Here is an 18,021-nt window from a genome sequence, read left to right as displayed (position 1 = left end):
CCCGACGGTCTGAATTGATGATCTTGAAATCTGACCATGGAGTATTGAGCTAAACGCATCAATAGCCCCAGTTTGTCCACTATCGCCTATAACACAGCAGATTCCGGCAGCCGCTGGTGAAGCATGGTAAAATTTGTGTCGGGCGGACTTTTTGTAATCTACGAACGGTATCAGCGCGCCTGTAATCTTGGAATTTTGGGTATCTTTCAACGCATGAATGAGAACGACGATTTACACTGGATGGCACATGCTTTGCGACTGGCGCAACAGGCTGCTGATGCCGGCGAAGTACCGGTTGGCGCGGTTGTAGTGCAGGATGGGATGGTGATTGGCGAGGGCTGGAACAGGCCGATCTCCGGTCATGACCCTACTGCTCATGCTGAAATTATGGCGCTGCGTGATGCGGCTGCGAAGATAGGTAATTATCGTCTTTCGGGTGCGACGCTCTATGTCACTATTGAACCCTGCACTATGTGTGCCGGAGCGATTATTCATGCCCGCATTAAACGGGTAGTGTTTGGTGCGACTGAGCCAAAGGCGGGTGCCGTCATTAGTAATGCGCTGTTATTTGATCAGTCGTGGCTAAATCACTGGCCGGAGTATACGGCTGGAGTGATGGCCGAGCAGTGCAGTGCTGCGATCAGTGATTTTTTCCGGCGTCGCCGGGAAGAAAAGAGGGCTCAAAAAGAGCGGGCTAAAGCCGGGACAAATGCTTCAGAGTGAGGTGTTCTTACCGGGCATCGTCGATGAGTGGTAGCCTGCTCTGCTGATGGTCAGAGGGCTGAAGGAATTGTGTCAATCATCTCTTTTACCGCCGCTTCACCTCTATCAAGGCTGTTACCCGGCATAACAATTTCCCCCTCATTTTCTGCCGGACTTATCGCGGGTTTTGCCGCTTCGATCTTGGCTTTGCGAAGTTCCCAGTCAAGCAGGTCGTAGTAGTTGCGGATGTTTTTAACATAGAGCACAGGCTCGTAGCCCCGGGCATATCCGTGACGCACTGTCTGATAATATTTTTTCTGGGTCAGCAGCGGCAGAAACTCTTTTACATCACTCCATTTGTCAGGGTTTCTGCCTGCTCGGGCGGTCAGTACGCGGGCATCTTCAAGATGTCCATAACCGACATTATAGGAGGCCAGGGAAAACCAGATCCGGTCTTTTCCCTGAATTCTGTCAGGGATTTTTGCCATCACTTTTTTCAGGTAGTGGGCTCCGCCTATTACGCTGTTTATCGGATCGGTACGATCTTTTATACCCACCTCTTTAGCGGCCGCCTGTGTCAGCATCATAATGCCCTTCACGCCGGTCGGGGATACGGCTTTAGGGTTCCAGTGAGACTCCTGATAGGCGATCGATGCCAACAGCCGCCAGTCGATATCGGTCTCCTGTTCTGCCATCATGAAATATTGCTCTAGTTTACAGAAGCGTGTCTCCAGATCGGATCGAAACGTTTCTATATCGACATAACCGAGACGGGTTTGTCGGGCCAGATATTTCTTTTTTAGCTTAACCAGTAGTTCCTGAGTGCTGGGCAGTTCAAAAAAACGTCTGGTCGCGCGTTGCAGACTCTGATCATTCTGTTTTATTAAAAGCCAGGCTACTGGCGCTGGTTTGCTGAGGACCAGTGATTTCTTCAGACCCGGAAAGTAGGATTTCTGTGCGTCGAAGACAAAATCATCACTGATGGTGTAGTCGATCTCCTGTTCATATACATCTTCAAGCAGTTCCGTGACGCTACTGGTGGATGTTTCCTGCCATTTAAGGAAACTGTATGTCAGTTTCTGGTTGCTGAGTAGCTCCGCATGGCTGCTATTGGCAACTACCTTGATATTTTTGTTTTCAAGATCCGCGATGCTTTTCGGCTCAGGTTTTCCCTGAGTGACGCGGTAGATCAGGGTTGGTGTTGAATAAGCGTAAGGGGGGGAGAAACGAAAACGCTGTTTACGCTCGTCGGTTATGGTAAGTCCGGCGGCGGCAATATGGGCGCTGCGATTTTGCACCAGGGTAAATACCTCGCCGAAGGTATCCGGGACGATAAGCTCAAGTTCGACTTCCAGGTAATCGGCGAAACCCTTCAGCAGTTCATATTCAAAGCCCGTGGGGTTGCCGTTATTGTCCTGATAGTAGGTCGTGGGGGTATTGCGGGTGGCGACCCTGAGTATGCCGGTTTTTTTGATGGCATCAATCTGGCTGTGAGTACTCTGGCTGAAAAGATACAAAGCGATAAACAGTGACACTGAAATCAGCAGGAAAAGTAGGTCTTTAACGTGAAAAAAATTTATTCGCATAAGAAAATGGGCTTTTTCTGGTAACTAATCCGCTATTTCAGTAAAATTTGGCCTTAATTTTCTCCTACATACAACCTATCTGTTAGACACACTCAAGAGGCTTGAAACTAACATGCTGGTACTGCGTGGAGCGCCTGCTCTTTCTGCTTTTCGTCACGATAAGCTGCTGTCTGCCCTGAAATCCCGAAATGCCAATATCACCGGTGTTTATGGTGAGTTTATTCATTTCGCTGATTTGGAAAATAACCTTTCTGATCAGGAGCATAACACGCTGGAGCGTATCCTTTGCTACGGCCCTAAAGCTAAAGTGGAAGAGCCTTCAGGTCAATTGATTTTAGTTGTGCCCCGTCCGGGCACTATTTCTCCCTGGTCGTCTAAAGCGACCGATATAGCCAGAAACTGTGGCTTGCAGAGCATCCGTCGTCTGGAACGCGGGACTGCCTATTTTGTGCAGTCAGAGCAACCGCTGAGCGATGCTGAGCTGGATCAGGTTCGCGCTGAACTGCATGACCGCATGGTTGAGGCAACCCTTGATAATGTGGATGAGGCAGCGCAGCTGTTCCGAGCTGATCAGCCAGCACCACTGACACTGGTGGATATTCTGGCCGGTGGTCGTGATGCGCTGGTAACCGCAAATACGGATCTGGGGCTGGCCCTGGCAGACGATGAGATCGATTATCTGGTCGATAGCTTTACCGAACTGGGGCGTAATCCGGCGGATGTGGAGCTGATGATGTTTGCTCAGGCGAACTCTGAGCACTGTCGACACAAGATCTTCAATGCGTCCTGGGATATTGATGGTGACGCGCAGGAAAAATCGCTGTTTGCCATGATCCGCAATACCAATGAGCTGGGCGGTGAGAATATTCTCTCTGCTTATTCTGATAATGCCGCGGTAATGGTGGGCTCTGAGGCGGGGCGTTTCTTCCCCAATCCTGCCACCAAAGAGTACGCTTACAATCAGGAGAGTATCGAGATCCTGATGAAGGTGGAGACTCATAACCACCCTACTGCGATTGCTCCCCACTCGGGTGCGGCGACGGGATCCGGTGGTGAGATCCGTGACGAGGGTGCGACCGGTAAAGGCTCTAAACCAAAAGCGGGCCTGACCGGCTTTACCGTTTCCGATCTTAAAATTCCTGGCTTTGTTCAGCCGTGGGAATCGGCATATGGCAAACCTGAGCGGATCGTGTCTGCACTGGATATTATGCTGGAAGGTCCGATCGGCGGAGCGGCGTTCAATAACGAATTTGGTCGTCCGGCGCTGAATGGCTATTTCCGTACCTTTGAGCAGAAGGTTAACGGTGCGGCGGGTGAAGAGATGCGTGGTTATCACAAGCCGATCATGATCGCCGGTGGTTATGGCAACATCCGCACCGATCACGTAGATAAAGGTGAGATTGAGGTGGGCGCTAAGCTGATCTGCCTCGGTGGTCCGGCTATGCAGATTGGTCTGGGTGGCGGTGCAGCCTCTTCGATGTCTTCCGGTACCTCATCAGCTGATCTTGATTTTGCATCGGTACAGCGGGATAACCCCGAGCTGGAACGTCGCTGTCAGGAGGTTATTGATCAGTGCTGGCAGCAGGGTGACGTGAATCCAATCGCCTTTATCCATGATGTGGGGGCCGGTGGTCTGTCCAACGCTTTCCCTGAACTGGTTAAGGATGGCGGCCGTGGTGGTGATTTCGAGCTGCGTAAAGTCAATAATGATGAGCCGGGCATGTCTCCGCTGGCAATCTGGTGTAACGAAGCACAGGAGCGTTATGTGCTTGCTGTTATGCCAGAGGATATGGCGCGCTTTGAAGCTATCTGTGCCCGTGAGCGTTGTCCATATGCGATTGTTGGTACGGCAACCGATGAGAAGCATCTGACCTTGAGTGATTCCCATTTTGGTAATAAGCCGGTCGATCTGCCGATGAGCGTACTGTTTGGTAAGCCGCCAAAAATGCACCGGTCGGTTAACCGCATCAGCTATGAAGTCCCTGCTTTTGATGCCAGCGGTATCGATCTGAAAGAGGCTGCTGATAGAGTTCTTAAGCTGCCTGCTGTTGCTTCAAAATCGTTCCTGATTACCATTGGTGATCGTTCGATTACCGGTCAGGTTGCCCGTGATCAGATGGTTGGACCCTGGCAGGTGCCGGTGGCTGACTGTGCTGTAACGACGGCATCGTTTGATACCTGTGCCGGTGAAGCGATGGCGATGGGCGAGCGCACACCGCTGGCGCTGGTCGATTCTCCCGCTTCTGGCCGGATGGCAGTGGGCGAAACCGTAACTAACCTGGCATCAGCCCGGATCGGCGATATTATCGATATCAAACTCTCAGCCAACTGGATGTGTGCCGCAGGCCACCCGGGGGAAGATGAGAAATTATATGACACCGTTAAAGCGGTGGGTATGGAGCTGTGTCCACAACTGGGGATCACTATCCCGGTGGGCAAGGATTCCATGTCGATGCGTACAGTATGGAATGATGAGGGTGTGGATAAGTCAGTTACCGCCCCGACCTCTCTGATTATTACCGGTTTTGCACCGGTATTGGATGTGCGTAAGACACTTACGCCGCAACTGCGAACTGATATTGAAGCGACTGACCTGATCCTGCTGGATCTGGGTAACGGGAAAAACCGTCTGGGTCTTTCTGCGCTGGCTCAGGTGTTCAACGAGGTGGGGCAGGATGTTCCCGATGTTGATGATCCTGAGCAGTTGGTGGCTTTCTTTACTGCGATACAGGAGCTGAATGAGCAGGGTCTGTTGCTGGCGTACCATGATCGTTCAGATGGTGGTTTGTTCACTACCATTGCAGAGATGGCGTTTGCCGGACATACCGGTGTCGATATCAATCTGGATATGCTGGCAACCGATAGCACTGAATTTGCGGCCGCTCTGTTTGCTGAGGAGTTGGGTGCGGTTATTCAGGTCCGACGAGAAGATATTCAGAGTGTACTGACTGAATTGAATGCAGCCGGTCTGGCAGAGATTACCAAGGTGATCGGTTCGGTCAATCTGGACGATGAGCTGCGTGTTCATTTTGATGACGAAGAGATTTACTCTGAATCTCGCACCACACTGCAACGTGCCTGGGCGGAAACGTCATACCGTATGCAATCCCTGCGGGATAACTCTGAATGTGCACAGCAGGAGTTCGACGTACTGCTGGACAAGCAGGATCCCGGGCTCAGTGCCGCGCTGACCTTTGATCAGAATGATAATGTGGCTGCGCCCTTTATCCAGACCGGTGTGCGCCCGCAGATGGCAATTATCCGCGAGCAGGGTGTTAACGGTCAGATTGAAATGGGGGCCGCATTTGATCGGGCCGGTTTTGCTGCTGTCGATGTGCATATGAGTGATATTCTCGAAGGCAGGGTAGATCTGGATCGCTTTAAAGGTCTGGTAGCCTGTGGTGGTTTCTCTTATGGTGACGTGCTGGGAGCCGGTGAAGGCTGGGCTAAATCCATTCTTTTCAACGCCCGTGCTCGGGATCAGTTCCAGGGCTTCTTTAATCGGGAAGATACTTTCGCGCTGGGTATCTGTAACGGCTGTCAGATGCTGTCTAACCTGCATGAACTCATCCCTGGTGCCGATCTCTGGCCGCACTTTGTTCGCAATATGTCGGAGCAGTTTGAAGCCCGTGTAGCCATGGTTGAAGTACAGGATAGCCAGTCAGTATTCCTGCAGGGGATGGCGGGCTCGCGGATGCCGATCGCTGTTGCGCATGGTGAAGGTCGGGCAGAGTTTGCCGATCAGACCCATCTGACAAATCTGCAGGGGTCTGGTGCTGTGGCGCTACGTTATGTGGATAACTATGGTCAGGTAACAGAAAAATATCCTGCCAACCCGAACGGTTCGCCAAACGGTATTACCGGTGTTACAACGACCGATGGTCGTGTGACTATTATGATGCCGCACCCTGAGCGGGTGTTCCGTGCCGTGACAAACAGCTGGGCTCCGGCTGAATGGGAAGAGGATGGCGCCTGGATGCGGATGTTCCGTAATGCCCGGGTCTGGGTAGGCTAGTCAGTAAAGTAAAACTAAAGCGCCTTCGGGCGCTTTTTTAATTTTACGGCTAAAGAAAAGTAATTTTTGTCATTTAGCTGCAGTCTGTCGATGGTGTTAATTTTCCAACGGAAGGTTAAGTTTCCACCATGCCAGCATACCGCCTTTTAATTCCATGGCATTGAAGCCTGCCTTAATGAGCTTACGGGTCGCAGGTTTGCTGCGATGAGCCGAGAGACAAATGCAGAGAATTGGTTTGTCCGTGGGCAGTTCGTTAATCCGGTTATTTTTGAGGTTGTGAAGCGGGATTGATATGGCGCCGGGGATATGGCTTTTGTTAAATTCCTGTCGCGTGCGGACATCAATAAGCTGGTACTGTTGCAAATCCCGAACCGCATATGCGGCTGTGATTGAGGGCACCTGACCAAAGGGAAGCCAGCTGAACCATCCGGATATGCCTGTCTTGATAGCCATCAGCGTACAGTGAGTGGTATCTGATTCACGGAACAGCTTTTTAGCTGTTGATTAACAGGCCGGGTCATGTTGTTCATAGTATCTGTCGTTAGCAGGGATAAAAAAACCGGTTAACCGCAGTATAGAATATAGCGGCAACCGGTTTAAAGTAGGCTTTACCGCTCTAAAGCAGCTAAAGCCCTGATGTCAGTTCAAATTATTGCTGAACTTTGATCTGCTTCTGACCGCTGATAGTGACTTCTACGCGGCGGTTTTCTCTCAGGCATGCCTTAAGGGAAGCGCCTGTTTCGGTGCATTCTTTAACAGGGTTTGCTTCACCGAAGGAGTAAGAAACAACCTTGTCTGTTTCGATACCGGCGTCAACCAGAGCAGCATTGACTGCTTCGGCGCGACGTTTGGATAGAGCATCGTTATAGGCGTTGGTGCCGATAGAGTCGGTGTAACCTTTCAGTTCGATAGAGTTTAGTTTAGCCAGTGAACCAACGTAGTTTACGATAGGGCTGACATCAGTTACTTCGCTGCTGTCGAAGTCGAAGTAAATAACGTGACTCTCTTGAGCCTCAACCATCTTCATAACCATTGTTGGTGCTGGTGCTGGTGCTGGAGCAGGTGCTGCAACAGGGGCCATTTCTGCGCCACACTCAACGGTCATGTCATCTTCAGTCCAGTAGTTGTGTTCCCAGCATTCGCCGTTACTGGTTTTCCAGACGGTGTCGGTTGAGTTGGTAGCATAACCGGCGTTGGTTGGGTGAGCGTTAGCGACCGCTGAAATTCCCATTGACAGTGCCAGAGCGGTAGAAAGTGCAAGTTTCTTCATCGTATACATCCTTATGTTGTAATTTTGAACTTTAGTTGGCTATTTATACCAGTTCAACCTGAACCTAAGTTAAACAGTGTGTTGTTATTATCTGTATTTAAGCCTAAAAAGCGACATTATGGTAAAACTTTTTTGTATGGTTTTACCGTCACCTGTCGATAAACCCCTGCTTTTTTATAGGGATCCTGATCTGCCCAGGACTGCGCCTGCGGCAAAGATGTGAATTCAGCGATGACCAGGCTACCAGTGAAACCAGCAGGGCCCGGGTCTTCGCTATCAATGGCTGGATGAGGTCCGGCAACCAGAAGTCGGCCTGCATCGCGCAGCGCTTCAAGGCGGGCCAGGTGGTCGGGTCTGGCCGCCATGCGTTGTTCAAGTGTCCCGGGTTCATCTTCGCAGATAATGGCGTAAAGCATTATGACATCCTTAATTTTCGCTTTGGTTCTCGTTATTGTCAGGCTTAATATGCTTAGATATATAAAAACCTTGCAGCAGAATGAAGATCAGTGTCAGGCCGAGCATGCCGAACAATTTGAAATTAACCCAAGTCTCCTCGCTCATAGTATAGGCGACGTACAGGTTTACAGCGCCGAGAATAAGATAGAAGATGATCCAGGCAATGTTCAGCTGCTTCCAGGCCTGGGATGGCATCTCAATTGTGCCGTCCATCAGGCGCTGGATGATGGTTTTGTTACCGATAAACTGACTTCCCAGAAAGGCCAGAGCAAACAGCCATGTTACGACGGTTGGTTTCCACTGAATAAAGGTTTTATCCTGAAACAGGATTGTAGCCCCGCCCAGTATTACCACTAATCCAAGTGTGACCAGTTGAATCATCTCTATTTTATGGGTCTTGATCCAGGTGTAGAGCATCTGTAACAGGGTTGCCGGAATCAGCACCGCAGTGGCCAGAATGATATCGTCGGTGCTTTTATAGACAATAAAGAAGATAATGACCGGTAGAAAATCCAGAAGTAGTTTCATAACAACATTTTTTTGGTTAGCAAGTGGATCGATTATAGAGTGAGCCAGTTAAGTTATAAACCCGAATCCTGTGAGGAATTGCCTTTCAGTGATCTTCATTGTCATTCCTGCTACTCCGATGGCGAGTTAACCCCAGCGCAACTGCTTAAAGGGGCCGCTGAGGCCGGAGTTGCCGTATTTACGATTACTGATCACGATACGGTGGCCGGAATCGGGGAGCTGCGTGCCGCCGCCGAAGCAGAGGCTAACGGGATGCAGGTTGTTTCAGGCGTCGAGCTGACCTGCCAGTGGGGGCGGAATATGGTGCATATCGTAGGTCTGGGCTTTGATGAAACTAATCCGGTTCTGGGAGACTACCTGAAAAAGCTTGATGAACTGCGCTTGCTTCGGGCGCAATTGATTTCAGAAAGGCTGTGTAAGCGTAATATTCCGGATCTGCTGCCCCGGGCGTTGAAATTGGCAGGAGGTGGACAGATTGGCCGGCCCCATTTTGCTGTAGCTATGGTGGAGGCGGGTGTTGTTAATAATGAGGTGCAGGCATTTAACCGTTATTTAGGGGCTGGAAAGATTGGCGATGTAAAAGTTGACTGGCCAACGATGGAGCAGGCAATAGATATTATTCATCAGGCCGGAGGTGTTGCGGTACTGGCGCATCCGACAAAATATAATATGACCTTTACGAAGGTAAGGTTGCTGGTGGATGGTTTTTCTGAACAGGGCGGGGATGCGCTTGAAATAAGTTATCCAGGAGTTGAGTCCGGTCATTTGTTGCAGCTGGATAAGCTCGCCTCAAAACATAAAATGCTGGTGTCAGCGGGTAGTGATTTCCATAAAATTAAGTTTCACTGGACTGGAATTGGAAAATATCCACGATATAGTAGTAATAACCCTCATGTGCTTTCTAAATTGCTTCAGCATTAAGTGAGTTTTCAGTAAAATAGATTTAATAATTTTTGTAGAAGGTTTTCCTGTGAGCCAGCTTTTTCAGATCCATCCTGATAATCCCCAGTCGCGCCTGATCAGTCAGGCTGTTGAAATTATAAGAAAAGGGGGGGTAATTGTTTATCCTACCGATTGTGCTTATGCGTTGGGCTGCCATTTGGGTGATAAATCGGCCGTCGAGAAGATTAAGCGCATCCGCAAACTGGATGATAAACATAACTTTACTCTGGTGTGCCGTGATCTTTCTGAGATTGGTACCTATGCTAAGGTGAATAATTCGGTTTATCGTTTGTTAAAATACATGACCCCGGGCGCTTATACATTTATTTTAAATGCGACTACGGAAGTGCCGCGTCGTTTATTGCATCCGAAAAGGCGTACTATCGGCCTGAGAATTCCGCAAAACAATATTGCTTTGCAACTGATGGAAGCGTTAGGCGAGCCTATCATGAGTACATCTCTTATTATGCCGGGCGAGGAGCTTCCTCTGATTGACCCGTATGAAATACGCGATCTTTTGCAGCATGAGGTTGATCTTGTCATTGACGGCGGCTATTGCGGAATGGAAGCTACCACGGTAATTAATTTAGTGGATGATGCTCCTGTTGTTATTCGTCACGGTGCAGGTGATGTTTCAGCATTTGAATAAATAGACGTAATAAGTTTTTATTGAAAAAAAGTAATACTTATTCAATAATTCATTCCTGTTTCCAAATTTATTTTCATTGGTGATTTATAATGACCGACTTTGTAAAACTTCTTACCCGTAAAAACTCGCTGCGTAAACAGTGTCAGGAACTTTCCAGTGCTGATATTGAAAAAGCAATTGTTGATCTGACTGAGATTCTGGAAGAGAAGCAGGCGCAGGAAGAAGAGTTGCTTGCAGTTGAGCGTGAACGAGCAGAAAAAATTGAAGCAATTAAGCAGAGTATGCAGGAAGCCGGTATCGGTCTGGATGATTTGATGACTCTGGTTGATGCTCCGGTTAAGAAAAAGGTAGCGCCTAAGTATCAGATAACTGATGAAAACGGTGACGTGCATCAGTGGTCTGGCCGTGGTCGCACTCCTGCAGTTTTTCAGGCTGAATTTGCCAAAGGCAAAACGAAAGAAGACTTCTTAATTTAATTAGTCATTTCCGTTATTATTAAAAGCTCTTCGGCGCTGCGCCGAGGAGCTTTTTTTGTTTATTTTTATCAGAAGCCTGAATACGGGTTTCTTAATGTGAGGAAGCGTCGGTGATAGACGAAAAACTTCAGAAAGTTTTGGCGCGTTCCGGATTGGGTTCACGTCGTGAGATGGAACGTTGGATTGAAGCTGGCCGTATTTTGGTTAATGGTCAGGTTGCAACGCTCGGCGACAGAATCTCGGTTCGGGATGAAGTAGAGGTTGACGGGCAGGCCCAGAAAATGGTGTTTGATCGTGATAGCGAGCGCCGGGTGCTTATTTATAATAAACCGTTAGGCGAGGTTGCTACCCGGCATGACCCGGAAGGGCGTCCTACAGTGTTTGATCATTTGCCGCCCTTAAAGCAGGGGCGCTGGATCGCGGTAGGACGGTTGGATATCAATACTTCGGGTTTGTTGCTGTTCACAACGGATGGTGAGCTGGCAAACAACCTGATGCACCCCTCTGCGAATATCGATCGGGAGTATGCGGTACGTATTCTCGGAGAGGTTGATGAGGCGATGATTGCGCGGCTGAAAAAAGGGGTCCTGCTGGATGATGGCATGGCCCGTTTTACGGATGTACAGTTCTTCAATGGTGAAGGTGCCAACAAGTGGTATCACGTCTGTATTATGGAGGGGCGTAATCGCGAAGTTCGGCGTCTGTGGGAATCTCAGGAGGTTCAGGTAAGCCGCTTGAAGCGTGTCCGTTATGGACCCTTCTTTCTGCCTAGTGAGGTAAAAGCCGGACACTGGAAGGAGTTGTCTCAGAAGGAGATTAATATGCTTTCCAGTATGATGGATATGAAGCAGAAGCATAACAAGCCGCTATCGGTTAAAGAGAAAGATGTCGCTGAGCGGCGGGCTAAACGGCAGAAAACGCGCCGCTCTGTCGGGCCGAAGCGCTCTGAACGATAATAAAAAACGCAGCTATTAAGGCTGCGTTTTTTTATGGATAATGGGTTGTCTGGCGTTTATTGAGCGTTCAGCGACTGGCCGTTGACAGACCGGCTGTCGCGGCCCATCAGGAAGAGGTAGAGGGGCATTATCTCTTCCGGGGTCGGGTTGTTTTCCGGATTTTCTGCCGGATAGGCATTGGCTCTCATGTCGGTACGGGTCGCGCCCGGATTGATTGCGTTGACGCGGATGTTCGGATTGTGCTCCAGTTCATCGGCGAGCACCTGCATCAATCCTTCAGTCGCGAACTTAGAGACTGCATAAGCGCCCCAGAATGCTTTGCCTGTCCGGCCTACTCCGGAAGTGGTGAAGATGATGGAGGCATCCTCTGAGTCGTTTGTCAGCGACAGCAGTGCCTGAGTCAGCATAAATGTACTGTTGACGTTAACCTGCATCACCTGTTGCCAGATGATTGGGTCGTAGCTCTCGATCGGGGTGCGTGTACCAAGTATTCCGGCATTATGTAAGATGCCATCAATTCTGCCAAACTCCTGTTCCAGTGTGGCTGCCAGGTTATCAAAGTCGGTTTCGCCAGCCGTTTCCAGGTTGAGTGTGATGATGGCGGCCTGAGGGTAGCCGGCGGCTTCTATCTCATCGTATACCGCATCCAGTTTTTCTTCGGTACGACCCAGCAGGATAACTGTGGCACCGTGGGCGGCATAGCTAAGGGCAGCTGCCCGTCCGATTCCGCTACCCGCTCCGGTAACCAGAATAATTTTGTCCTGCAGTAAACTTTCCGGTGCCTGATATTCGTACATAACAGCTCCTGTGTCTGATGGCTAAGAGGGTATTGGCCGGTCCGGTGTTCTGTCTGCAGTTCACAGTGGTAGAGACGCCCGGGCCAGTTCAAGCGGTTTTCTTAGCGATTGCAATAAAGGGTTTCTAAAATTGGACGGATCTCGCTGGCGTGATCTACCCGGTAATGGCTGTTCCAGCTATCGATATTCTCGTCTTCATCAAGATAGCCGTAACTGACGGCAATGGTCTGCATGCCAGCATTGAGGCCGGCTTCAATATCTCTGCGATGGTCGCCGATATAAACGCTGCGTTCTGGTGCTGTTCCAAGTTCTTTGCAGGCCAGAAACAGGGCTTCGGGGTGGGGCTTTTTCTCGCGTACATGATCGGGACAGATCACGGTGCCTGCGGCCGGTAGTAGGTTCAGCCCCTGCATCACCGGCGTGGTGTAACACTCCGGTTTGTTGGTGACGATGCCCCAGGGAATTTCTTTATCTCCCAACCAGTTAAGCAGGTTTTGTATGCCCGGAAATGGTTTTGTGTCAACGTCAAGGTGTTGTAGGTAGAGCTCCAGCATCCGCTGGTGAAGCTGATCAAACCCGGCAGAGTTTTCTTCGATCCGGAGTGCTGCACAGACCATCGCCCGGGCTCCGTTGGAAACATAGCCTCTGATGAAATCATAGTTGACGGAGGGGTGCTTCTGTTCGGCCAGAAGCTGATTAATCACAAAGTGAAAATCAGGTGCGGTATCGAGCAGTGTGCCGTCCAGATCGAACAGTACGGCTTCTGGCAGAGAGGAGATCATTGTTCAGTCAGGTTTCCGGGTAGCGACCATATAGTTTACATCAACATCCCGGTCGTTAAGTTTGTAAATTTTGGTCAGTGGGTTATAGGTCAGGCCGGTTATCTTTTCGCTTTGCAGGCCACTCTGGCGTATCCAGTTGGCCAGCTCTGAAGGGCGGATAAACTTATTGAAGTCGTGGGTGCCTTTGGGCACAAGCTTTAACAGGTGCTCAGCTCCGACAATGGCCATCAGATAGCTTTTAGGATTGCGGTTCAGAGTCGAGAAAAATACATAGCCACCAGGTTTTACTAACTGACTGCAGGCGTCAACAATTGAGGAGGGGTCAGGCACATGCTCCATCATCTCCATGCAGGTGACGATATCGAAACTCTGTGGCTGCTCGGTCGCCAGCTGTTCTACGGTGACCTGGCGGTAAGATACATTTACACCGCTTTCAAGGCCATGCAGCTTAGCGACTTTAAGGGGAGCTTCGCCCATATCGATGCCGCTAACGTCGGCGCCACGGTGTGCCATCGCTTCTGATAAGATGCCGCCGCCACAGCCTACATCCAGCACAGTCTTGCCGTTCAGTGAGGCGATGCGATCAATGAAGTCCACCCGTAATGGGTTGATATCATGCAAGGGTTTGAACTCACTTTCACGGTCCCACCAGCGGCTCGCCAGTTCCTCAAATTTAGCAATTTCCTGGGGATCGATATTTGCGCCGGTGTTGCTTTGTGTATCGGTCATAATGTGCCGCCAAAGGCTAGTATCTGATGAAAATTCAGCGCCATTCTAGCACCGCTGCAGGGGCGAATACAGGCTGTCTGACGGGTTCCTGTTGATAACCCTGATTCAGGTGTCCAAGGCCTTAATTTTGCGAGAATATTACCATTTCTTTATGGTATACTCGCGGGCTTAAGGTTTACCGCTTTCAGGGTGGGTTTAACCACTTAATTCTCAGCAGTCAGATTCAAGGATAGCCAGAGCTATTATGGGTGATTTAGCCAGAGAGATTCTGCCAGTTAACATCGAAGATGAACTGAAGCAGTCATATCTGGATTACGCCATGAGCGTAATCGTGGGTCGTGCGTTACCAGACGTACGGGATGGACTTAAGCCAGTACACCGTCGGGTGCTGTTCGCTATGAGCGAACTGGGCAACGACTGGAATAAGGCGTATAAAAAATCTGCCCGTGTGGTAGGTGACGTAATCGGTAAATATCACCCCCATGGTGATAGTGCGGTTTACGACACCATCGTACGGATGGCTCAGCCGTTCTCGATGCGCTATATGCTGGTCGACGGTCAGGGCAACTTCGGCTCAGTCGATGGTGATTCGGCTGCAGCGATGCGTTATACCGAGATCCGCATGGCGAAGATCTCACACGAGCTGCTGGCTGATCTCGATAAAGAAACCGTTGATTTTGTGCCTAACTATGATGGCACGGAACAGATTCCGGAAGTGTTGCCGACTAAGGTGCCGACGCTGCTGGTGAATGGTTCTGCCGGTATTGCCGTTGGTATGGCGACTAATATTCCGCCCCATAACCTGGGTGAGATCGTGCGTGGTTGTATCGCACTGATTGACAATCCGGACCTCGGTATCGACGGTCTTATGGAGTATATCCCGGCACCCGACTTCCCGACCGGAGCTATTATCAATGGCCGTGCGGGTATTCTGCAGGCTTACCAGACCGGTCGTGGACGGATCTATCTGCGCGCTAAGCACCATATCGAGACCAATGATAAAAATGGTAAAGAGTCGATTATCTTTACTGAGATTCCTTATCAGGTTAACAAAGCCCGACTGATCGAAAAGATCGCTGAGCTGGTTAAGGAGAAGAAGCTCGAAGGGATTACTGAGCTGCGTGACGAATCCGATAAGGATGGTATGCGTATCGTTGTTGAACTGCGCAAAGGTGAAGTGTCTGACGTTGTTGTCAACAATCTCTTTATTCAGACTCAACTGCAGAACGTTTTCGGTATCAACATGGTGGCGCTGGTTGACGGACAGCCGCGTACACTGGATCTGAAGTCGATACTGGAATGCTTTATTCGTCACCGTCGTGAAGTGGTTACCCGGCGTACCGTTTATCTGCTGCGCAAAGCGCGTGAGCGGGGGCATATTCTGGAAGGTCTGGCGATTGCGCTGGCCAATATCGACGCGGTTATTGAGATGATCAAGAGCTCTCCGACGCCGGCGGAAGCGAAGGAACGGTTGATCGGAGCCCCATGGCAGCCCGGTGAGGTGACCGTGATGCTGGAACGAGCGGGTGAAAACGCCTGCCGTCCGGAAGATCTTGAAGCACAGTATGGTATGCATGATGGGGTTTATCACCTGTCTCCGGCACAGGCTCAGGCAATTCTTGAGTTACGACTGCACCGTCTGACCGGACTGGAGCATGATAAGCTGATCGCGGAATACCGCGAACTGCTGGAGCGTATCGCTGAATTGCTGGCGATTCTGAACAGCCCGGAAAGGCTGATGGAAGTGATTCGCGAAGAGCTTGAACTGATTGTTGAAGAGTACGGCGATGAGCGTCGCACCGATATTATCGCTTCGCAGCAGGACTTCACGGTGGCTGACCTGATTGCTGAAGAGGATATGGTGGTCACCATTTCTCATGGTGGTTATGCCAAAACCCAGCCGCTGACGATGTATCAGTCCCAGCGTCGCGGAGGTAAAGGTAAGTCTGCAACAGCAGTGAAAGATGAAGACTTTATCGAGAAGCTGCTGATCGCCAGCACGCACGACACGATTCTCTGCTTTACCAACCTGGGTAAAGTGTACTGGCTGAAAGTATATGAGATTCCGCAAGCCAGTCGGGCAGCAAGAGGCCGGCCGATCGTTAATATTCTGCCGTTGCAGGAGGGTGAGCGTATCACCACAATACTGCCGGTGAATGAGTATGCGGATGAGCACTATGTGTTTATGGCAACCGCCGATGGTACGGTGAAGAAGACCCCGCTGGTTAACTTCTCCCGTCCACGCTCTACTGGTCTGATTGCGCTGGCTCTGGATGAGGGGGATACGCTGATCGGTGCGGCAATTACTGATGGTACCGCTGAGGTAATGCTGGTCTCCAGTCAGGGTAAATCGATCCGTTTTGCTGAAGACGATGTTCGTCCGATGGGTCGTACCGCCCGTGGTGTGCGTGGTATCAAGCTGCAGGGCGATGCCCGGGTGATCTCGCTGATTATTCCTCAGGAAAACGGCCGGATTCTGACCACCAGTATCAATGGCTACGGCAAACAGACTGCAGTCGAGGATTTCCCGACCTATGGTCGTGGTGGCCAGGGTGTGATAGCGATGCAGTGCACCGATCGCAACGGAGCGCTGATTGGCGCTGTGCAGATGTTTGAAGGCGATGATGTGATGCTGATCAGCGATCAGGGCACTCTGGTGCGTACCCGTAGTGATGAAATTTCAGTGCTGGGGCGTAATACTCAGGGAGTTCGTGTTATCCGTGTTGCCGGGGATGAGAACCTGGTCGGTGTCGCACGAATTGAGGAGCCGGAAGTGTCAGAGGATGCGCTGGGAGAAGAGGGGGTCATCGAGGAGGTTGGTGAGGTTGTCGCAAGCGATGATAGTCCGTCCGAACCTACTGAAACGCCTGACAGTGACATCGAAGAGTAACGATGGCAGCTAAATTAATGTGCGGCACTGGCCGCACATTTTTGTATCAGGCCACTCGGATTGATTTTTTATAGAATTAGTTTCATACCTTTTTACAGAATGTTTTTTCAAACCCTTATACGAACTTTGTAGCAGATCTATCACAATGACACGTAATTATAATTTCAGTGCGGGTCCCTCTGCACTGCCTGAAGATGTCCTCAAACAGGCTCAGCATGAACTTTTAGACTGGCATGGTCTCGGCCTTTCCATTATGGAAATGAGCCACCGCAGCAAAGAGTTTGTGGCTGTTGCGGCAGAGGCGGAGCAGGATCTGCGAGATCTGATGAAGATCCCGGATAACTATAAGGTTCTGTTTATGCAGGGCGGCGCCAGCAGTCAGTTCAGTATGATCCCGATGAACTTGTTACGGGGTAAAACCACCGCCGACTATATCAATACCGGCGACTGGTCGAAAAAGGCAATTAAAGAGGCGTCCCGTTACTGTGACGTAAATGTGGTTGCAACCACCGAGGCCGATAATTTCACTAGTGTGCCAGCTCAGAGTGAGTTAAAGCTCAATCCGGATGCTGCCTATGTGCATTACACACCTAATGAAACCATCCGGGGTGTGGAGTTTGATTACATTCCGGACACCGGAGATGTGCCGCTGGTGGCGGACATGTCATCCAATATTTTGTCCCGCCCGATAGATGTAAGTCGTTTTGCTATGATCTACGCTGGCGCCCAGAAAAATATCGGACCTGCGGGACTGACAGTGGTTATCGTCCGTGACGATCTGTTGGGAGATATTCTACCGACAACACCGGCGTTGTATGATTACAAAGTGAATGCCGATGCCGATTCGATGCTTAATACGCCGCCAACGTTTGGCTGGTATCTGGCGGGTCTGGTGTTTAAATGGCTGAAAGCGCAGGGCGGTGTCGAGGGTATCGCTGAGCTTAACCGCCGTAAGGCTGAAAAACTTTATGCTGTTATTGATAGCAACCCTTTCTATTCCAATCCGGTAGCAATCAATGCTCGTTCATGGATGAATGTACCCTTTATTCTGGCTAATGCCGATCTGGATAAACTCTTTCTGCAGGAAGCGCAAGACAAAGGACTGCTGAATCTTCCCGGACACCGTTCAGTGGGAGGGATGCGGGCAAGTATCTATAATGCGGTACCGGAAGAGGGCGTGGATGCACTGATCGCCTTCATGCAGGACTTTTCCCAGCGTCACGGCTAAGCCCGATAGCAGAGG

16 protein-coding genes are annotated in these 18,021 nt (G+C 50.3%); 8 read left to right on the top strand and 8 right to left on the bottom strand.

The window, feature by feature from the left end:
- Nucleotides 1–213: 213 nt before the first annotated feature.
- Nucleotides 214–723, top strand: coding sequence for a tRNA adenosine(34) deaminase TadA (gene tadA, locus KDX31_14525; GenBank protein UTW05403.1), 510 nt, complete (start codon nt 214–216; stop codon nt 721–723).
- 50 nt (nt 724–773) lie between these two features.
- Here tadA and mltF read toward each other — a convergent pair whose 3' ends face one another.
- The gene (gene mltF, locus KDX31_14520) at nt 774–2,288 is read right to left on the bottom strand and encodes a membrane-bound lytic murein transglycosylase MltF (protein UTW02555.1); all 1,515 of its coding nucleotides are present in this window, start codon (nt 2,286–2,288) and stop codon (nt 774–776) included.
- Between the two features lie 112 nt (nt 2,289–2,400).
- On the opposite strand from mltF, the gene purL reads away from it, so the two are divergent.
- A complete protein-coding gene (gene purL, locus KDX31_14515) occupies nt 2,401–6,303 on the top strand; it encodes a phosphoribosylformylglycinamidine synthase (GenBank protein UTW02554.1) in 3,903 nt (1,300 codons plus the stop codon).
- 96 nt (nt 6,304–6,399) lie between these two features.
- Here the strand turns inward: purL and KDX31_14510 are convergent, their stop codons facing one another.
- The 4 genes from KDX31_14510 to KDX31_14495 all read right to left on the bottom strand — a co-directional run bounded on the left by KDX31_14510 (nt 6,400) and on the right by KDX31_14495 (nt 8,557).
- Entirely contained in the window at nt 6,400–6,756 is a 357-nt protein-coding gene (locus KDX31_14510; protein UTW02553.1) for a rhodanese-like domain-containing protein, read from the bottom strand.
- A 196-nt stretch (nt 6,757–6,952) separates the two neighbouring features.
- Nucleotides 6,953–7,573, bottom strand: a complete 621-nt coding sequence (locus KDX31_14505; GenBank protein ID UTW02552.1) for an OmpA family protein — start codon at nt 7,571–7,573, stop codon at nt 6,953–6,955.
- 116 nt (nt 7,574–7,689) lie between these two features.
- Nucleotides 7,690–7,989 carry a YciI family protein gene (locus tag KDX31_14500; protein UTW02551.1) on the bottom strand — a complete coding sequence of 100 codons (300 nt, stop codon included), beginning with the start codon at nt 7,987–7,989 and terminating at the stop codon, nt 7,690–7,692.
- Nucleotides 7,990–7,999: 10 nt separating this feature from the next.
- Nucleotides 8,000–8,557 carry a septation protein A gene (locus tag KDX31_14495; GenBank protein UTW02550.1) on the bottom strand — a complete coding sequence of 186 codons (558 nt, stop codon included), beginning with the start codon at nt 8,555–8,557 and terminating at the stop codon, nt 8,000–8,002.
- Between the two features lie 39 nt (nt 8,558–8,596).
- Between KDX31_14495 and KDX31_14490 the strand changes: the two genes are divergently transcribed.
- The 4 genes from KDX31_14490 to rluB all read left to right on the top strand — a co-directional run bounded on the left by KDX31_14490 (nt 8,597) and on the right by rluB (nt 11,580).
- Nucleotides 8,597–9,478, top strand: a complete 882-nt coding sequence (locus KDX31_14490) for a PHP domain-containing protein (protein ID UTW02549.1) — start codon at nt 8,597–8,599, stop codon at nt 9,476–9,478.
- A gap of 49 nt (nt 9,479–9,527) precedes the next feature.
- Entirely contained in the window at nt 9,528–10,148 is a 621-nt protein-coding gene (locus KDX31_14485) for a threonylcarbamoyl-AMP synthase (GenBank protein UTW02548.1), read from the top strand.
- Between the two features lie 89 nt (nt 10,149–10,237).
- The gene (locus KDX31_14480) at nt 10,238–10,624 is read left to right on the top strand and encodes an H-NS histone family protein (protein ID UTW02547.1); all 387 of its coding nucleotides are present in this window, start codon (nt 10,238–10,240) and stop codon (nt 10,622–10,624) included.
- Between the two features lie 110 nt (nt 10,625–10,734).
- Nucleotides 10,735–11,580, top strand: coding sequence for a 23S rRNA pseudouridine(2605) synthase RluB (gene rluB / locus KDX31_14475; GenBank protein ID UTW02546.1), 846 nt, complete (start codon nt 10,735–10,737; stop codon nt 11,578–11,580).
- A 56-nt stretch (nt 11,581–11,636) separates the two neighbouring features.
- Here the strand turns inward: rluB and KDX31_14470 are convergent, their stop codons facing one another.
- From KDX31_14470 to ubiG, 3 genes are all read right to left on the bottom strand, one after another.
- A complete protein-coding gene (locus KDX31_14470; GenBank protein ID UTW02545.1) occupies nt 11,637–12,377 on the bottom strand; it encodes a YciK family oxidoreductase in 741 nt (246 codons plus the stop codon).
- A gap of 101 nt (nt 12,378–12,478) precedes the next feature.
- On the bottom strand, nt 12,479–13,159 hold the full coding sequence (locus KDX31_14465) for an HAD-IA family hydrolase (GenBank protein ID UTW02544.1): 681 nt from the start codon (nt 13,157–13,159) through the stop codon (nt 12,479–12,481).
- 3 nt (nt 13,160–13,162) lie between these two features.
- Nucleotides 13,163–13,888 (bottom strand): bifunctional 2-polyprenyl-6-hydroxyphenol methylase/3-demethylubiquinol 3-O-methyltransferase UbiG, encoded by a 726-nt coding sequence (gene ubiG / locus KDX31_14460; GenBank protein ID UTW02543.1) that lies wholly within the window; start codon nt 13,886–13,888, stop codon nt 13,163–13,165.
- A 244-nt stretch (nt 13,889–14,132) separates the two neighbouring features.
- Here ubiG and gyrA point away from each other — a divergent pair, with 244 nt between their 5' ends.
- Both gyrA and serC read left to right on the top strand, forming a co-directional pair.
- Nucleotides 14,133–16,778 (top strand): DNA gyrase subunit A, encoded by a 2,646-nt coding sequence (gyrA, locus tag KDX31_14455; protein UTW02542.1) that lies wholly within the window; start codon nt 14,133–14,135, stop codon nt 16,776–16,778.
- 145 nt (nt 16,779–16,923) lie between these two features.
- Complete coding sequence (serC, locus tag KDX31_14450) at nt 16,924–18,006, top strand: 3-phosphoserine/phosphohydroxythreonine transaminase (protein UTW02541.1); 1,083 nt, start codon at nt 16,924–16,926, stop codon at nt 18,004–18,006.
- Nucleotides 18,007–18,021: the final 15 nt, after the last annotated feature.

Origin of the sequence: Amphritea atlantica, from assembly GCA_024397875.1 — a bacterium.
GTDB lineage: Bacteria > Pseudomonadota > Gammaproteobacteria > Pseudomonadales > Balneatricaceae > Amphritea > Amphritea atlantica_B.
Note: the sequence above shows the minus strand (reverse complement) of the source record. Positions and strands in the feature narration are given on the sequence as shown.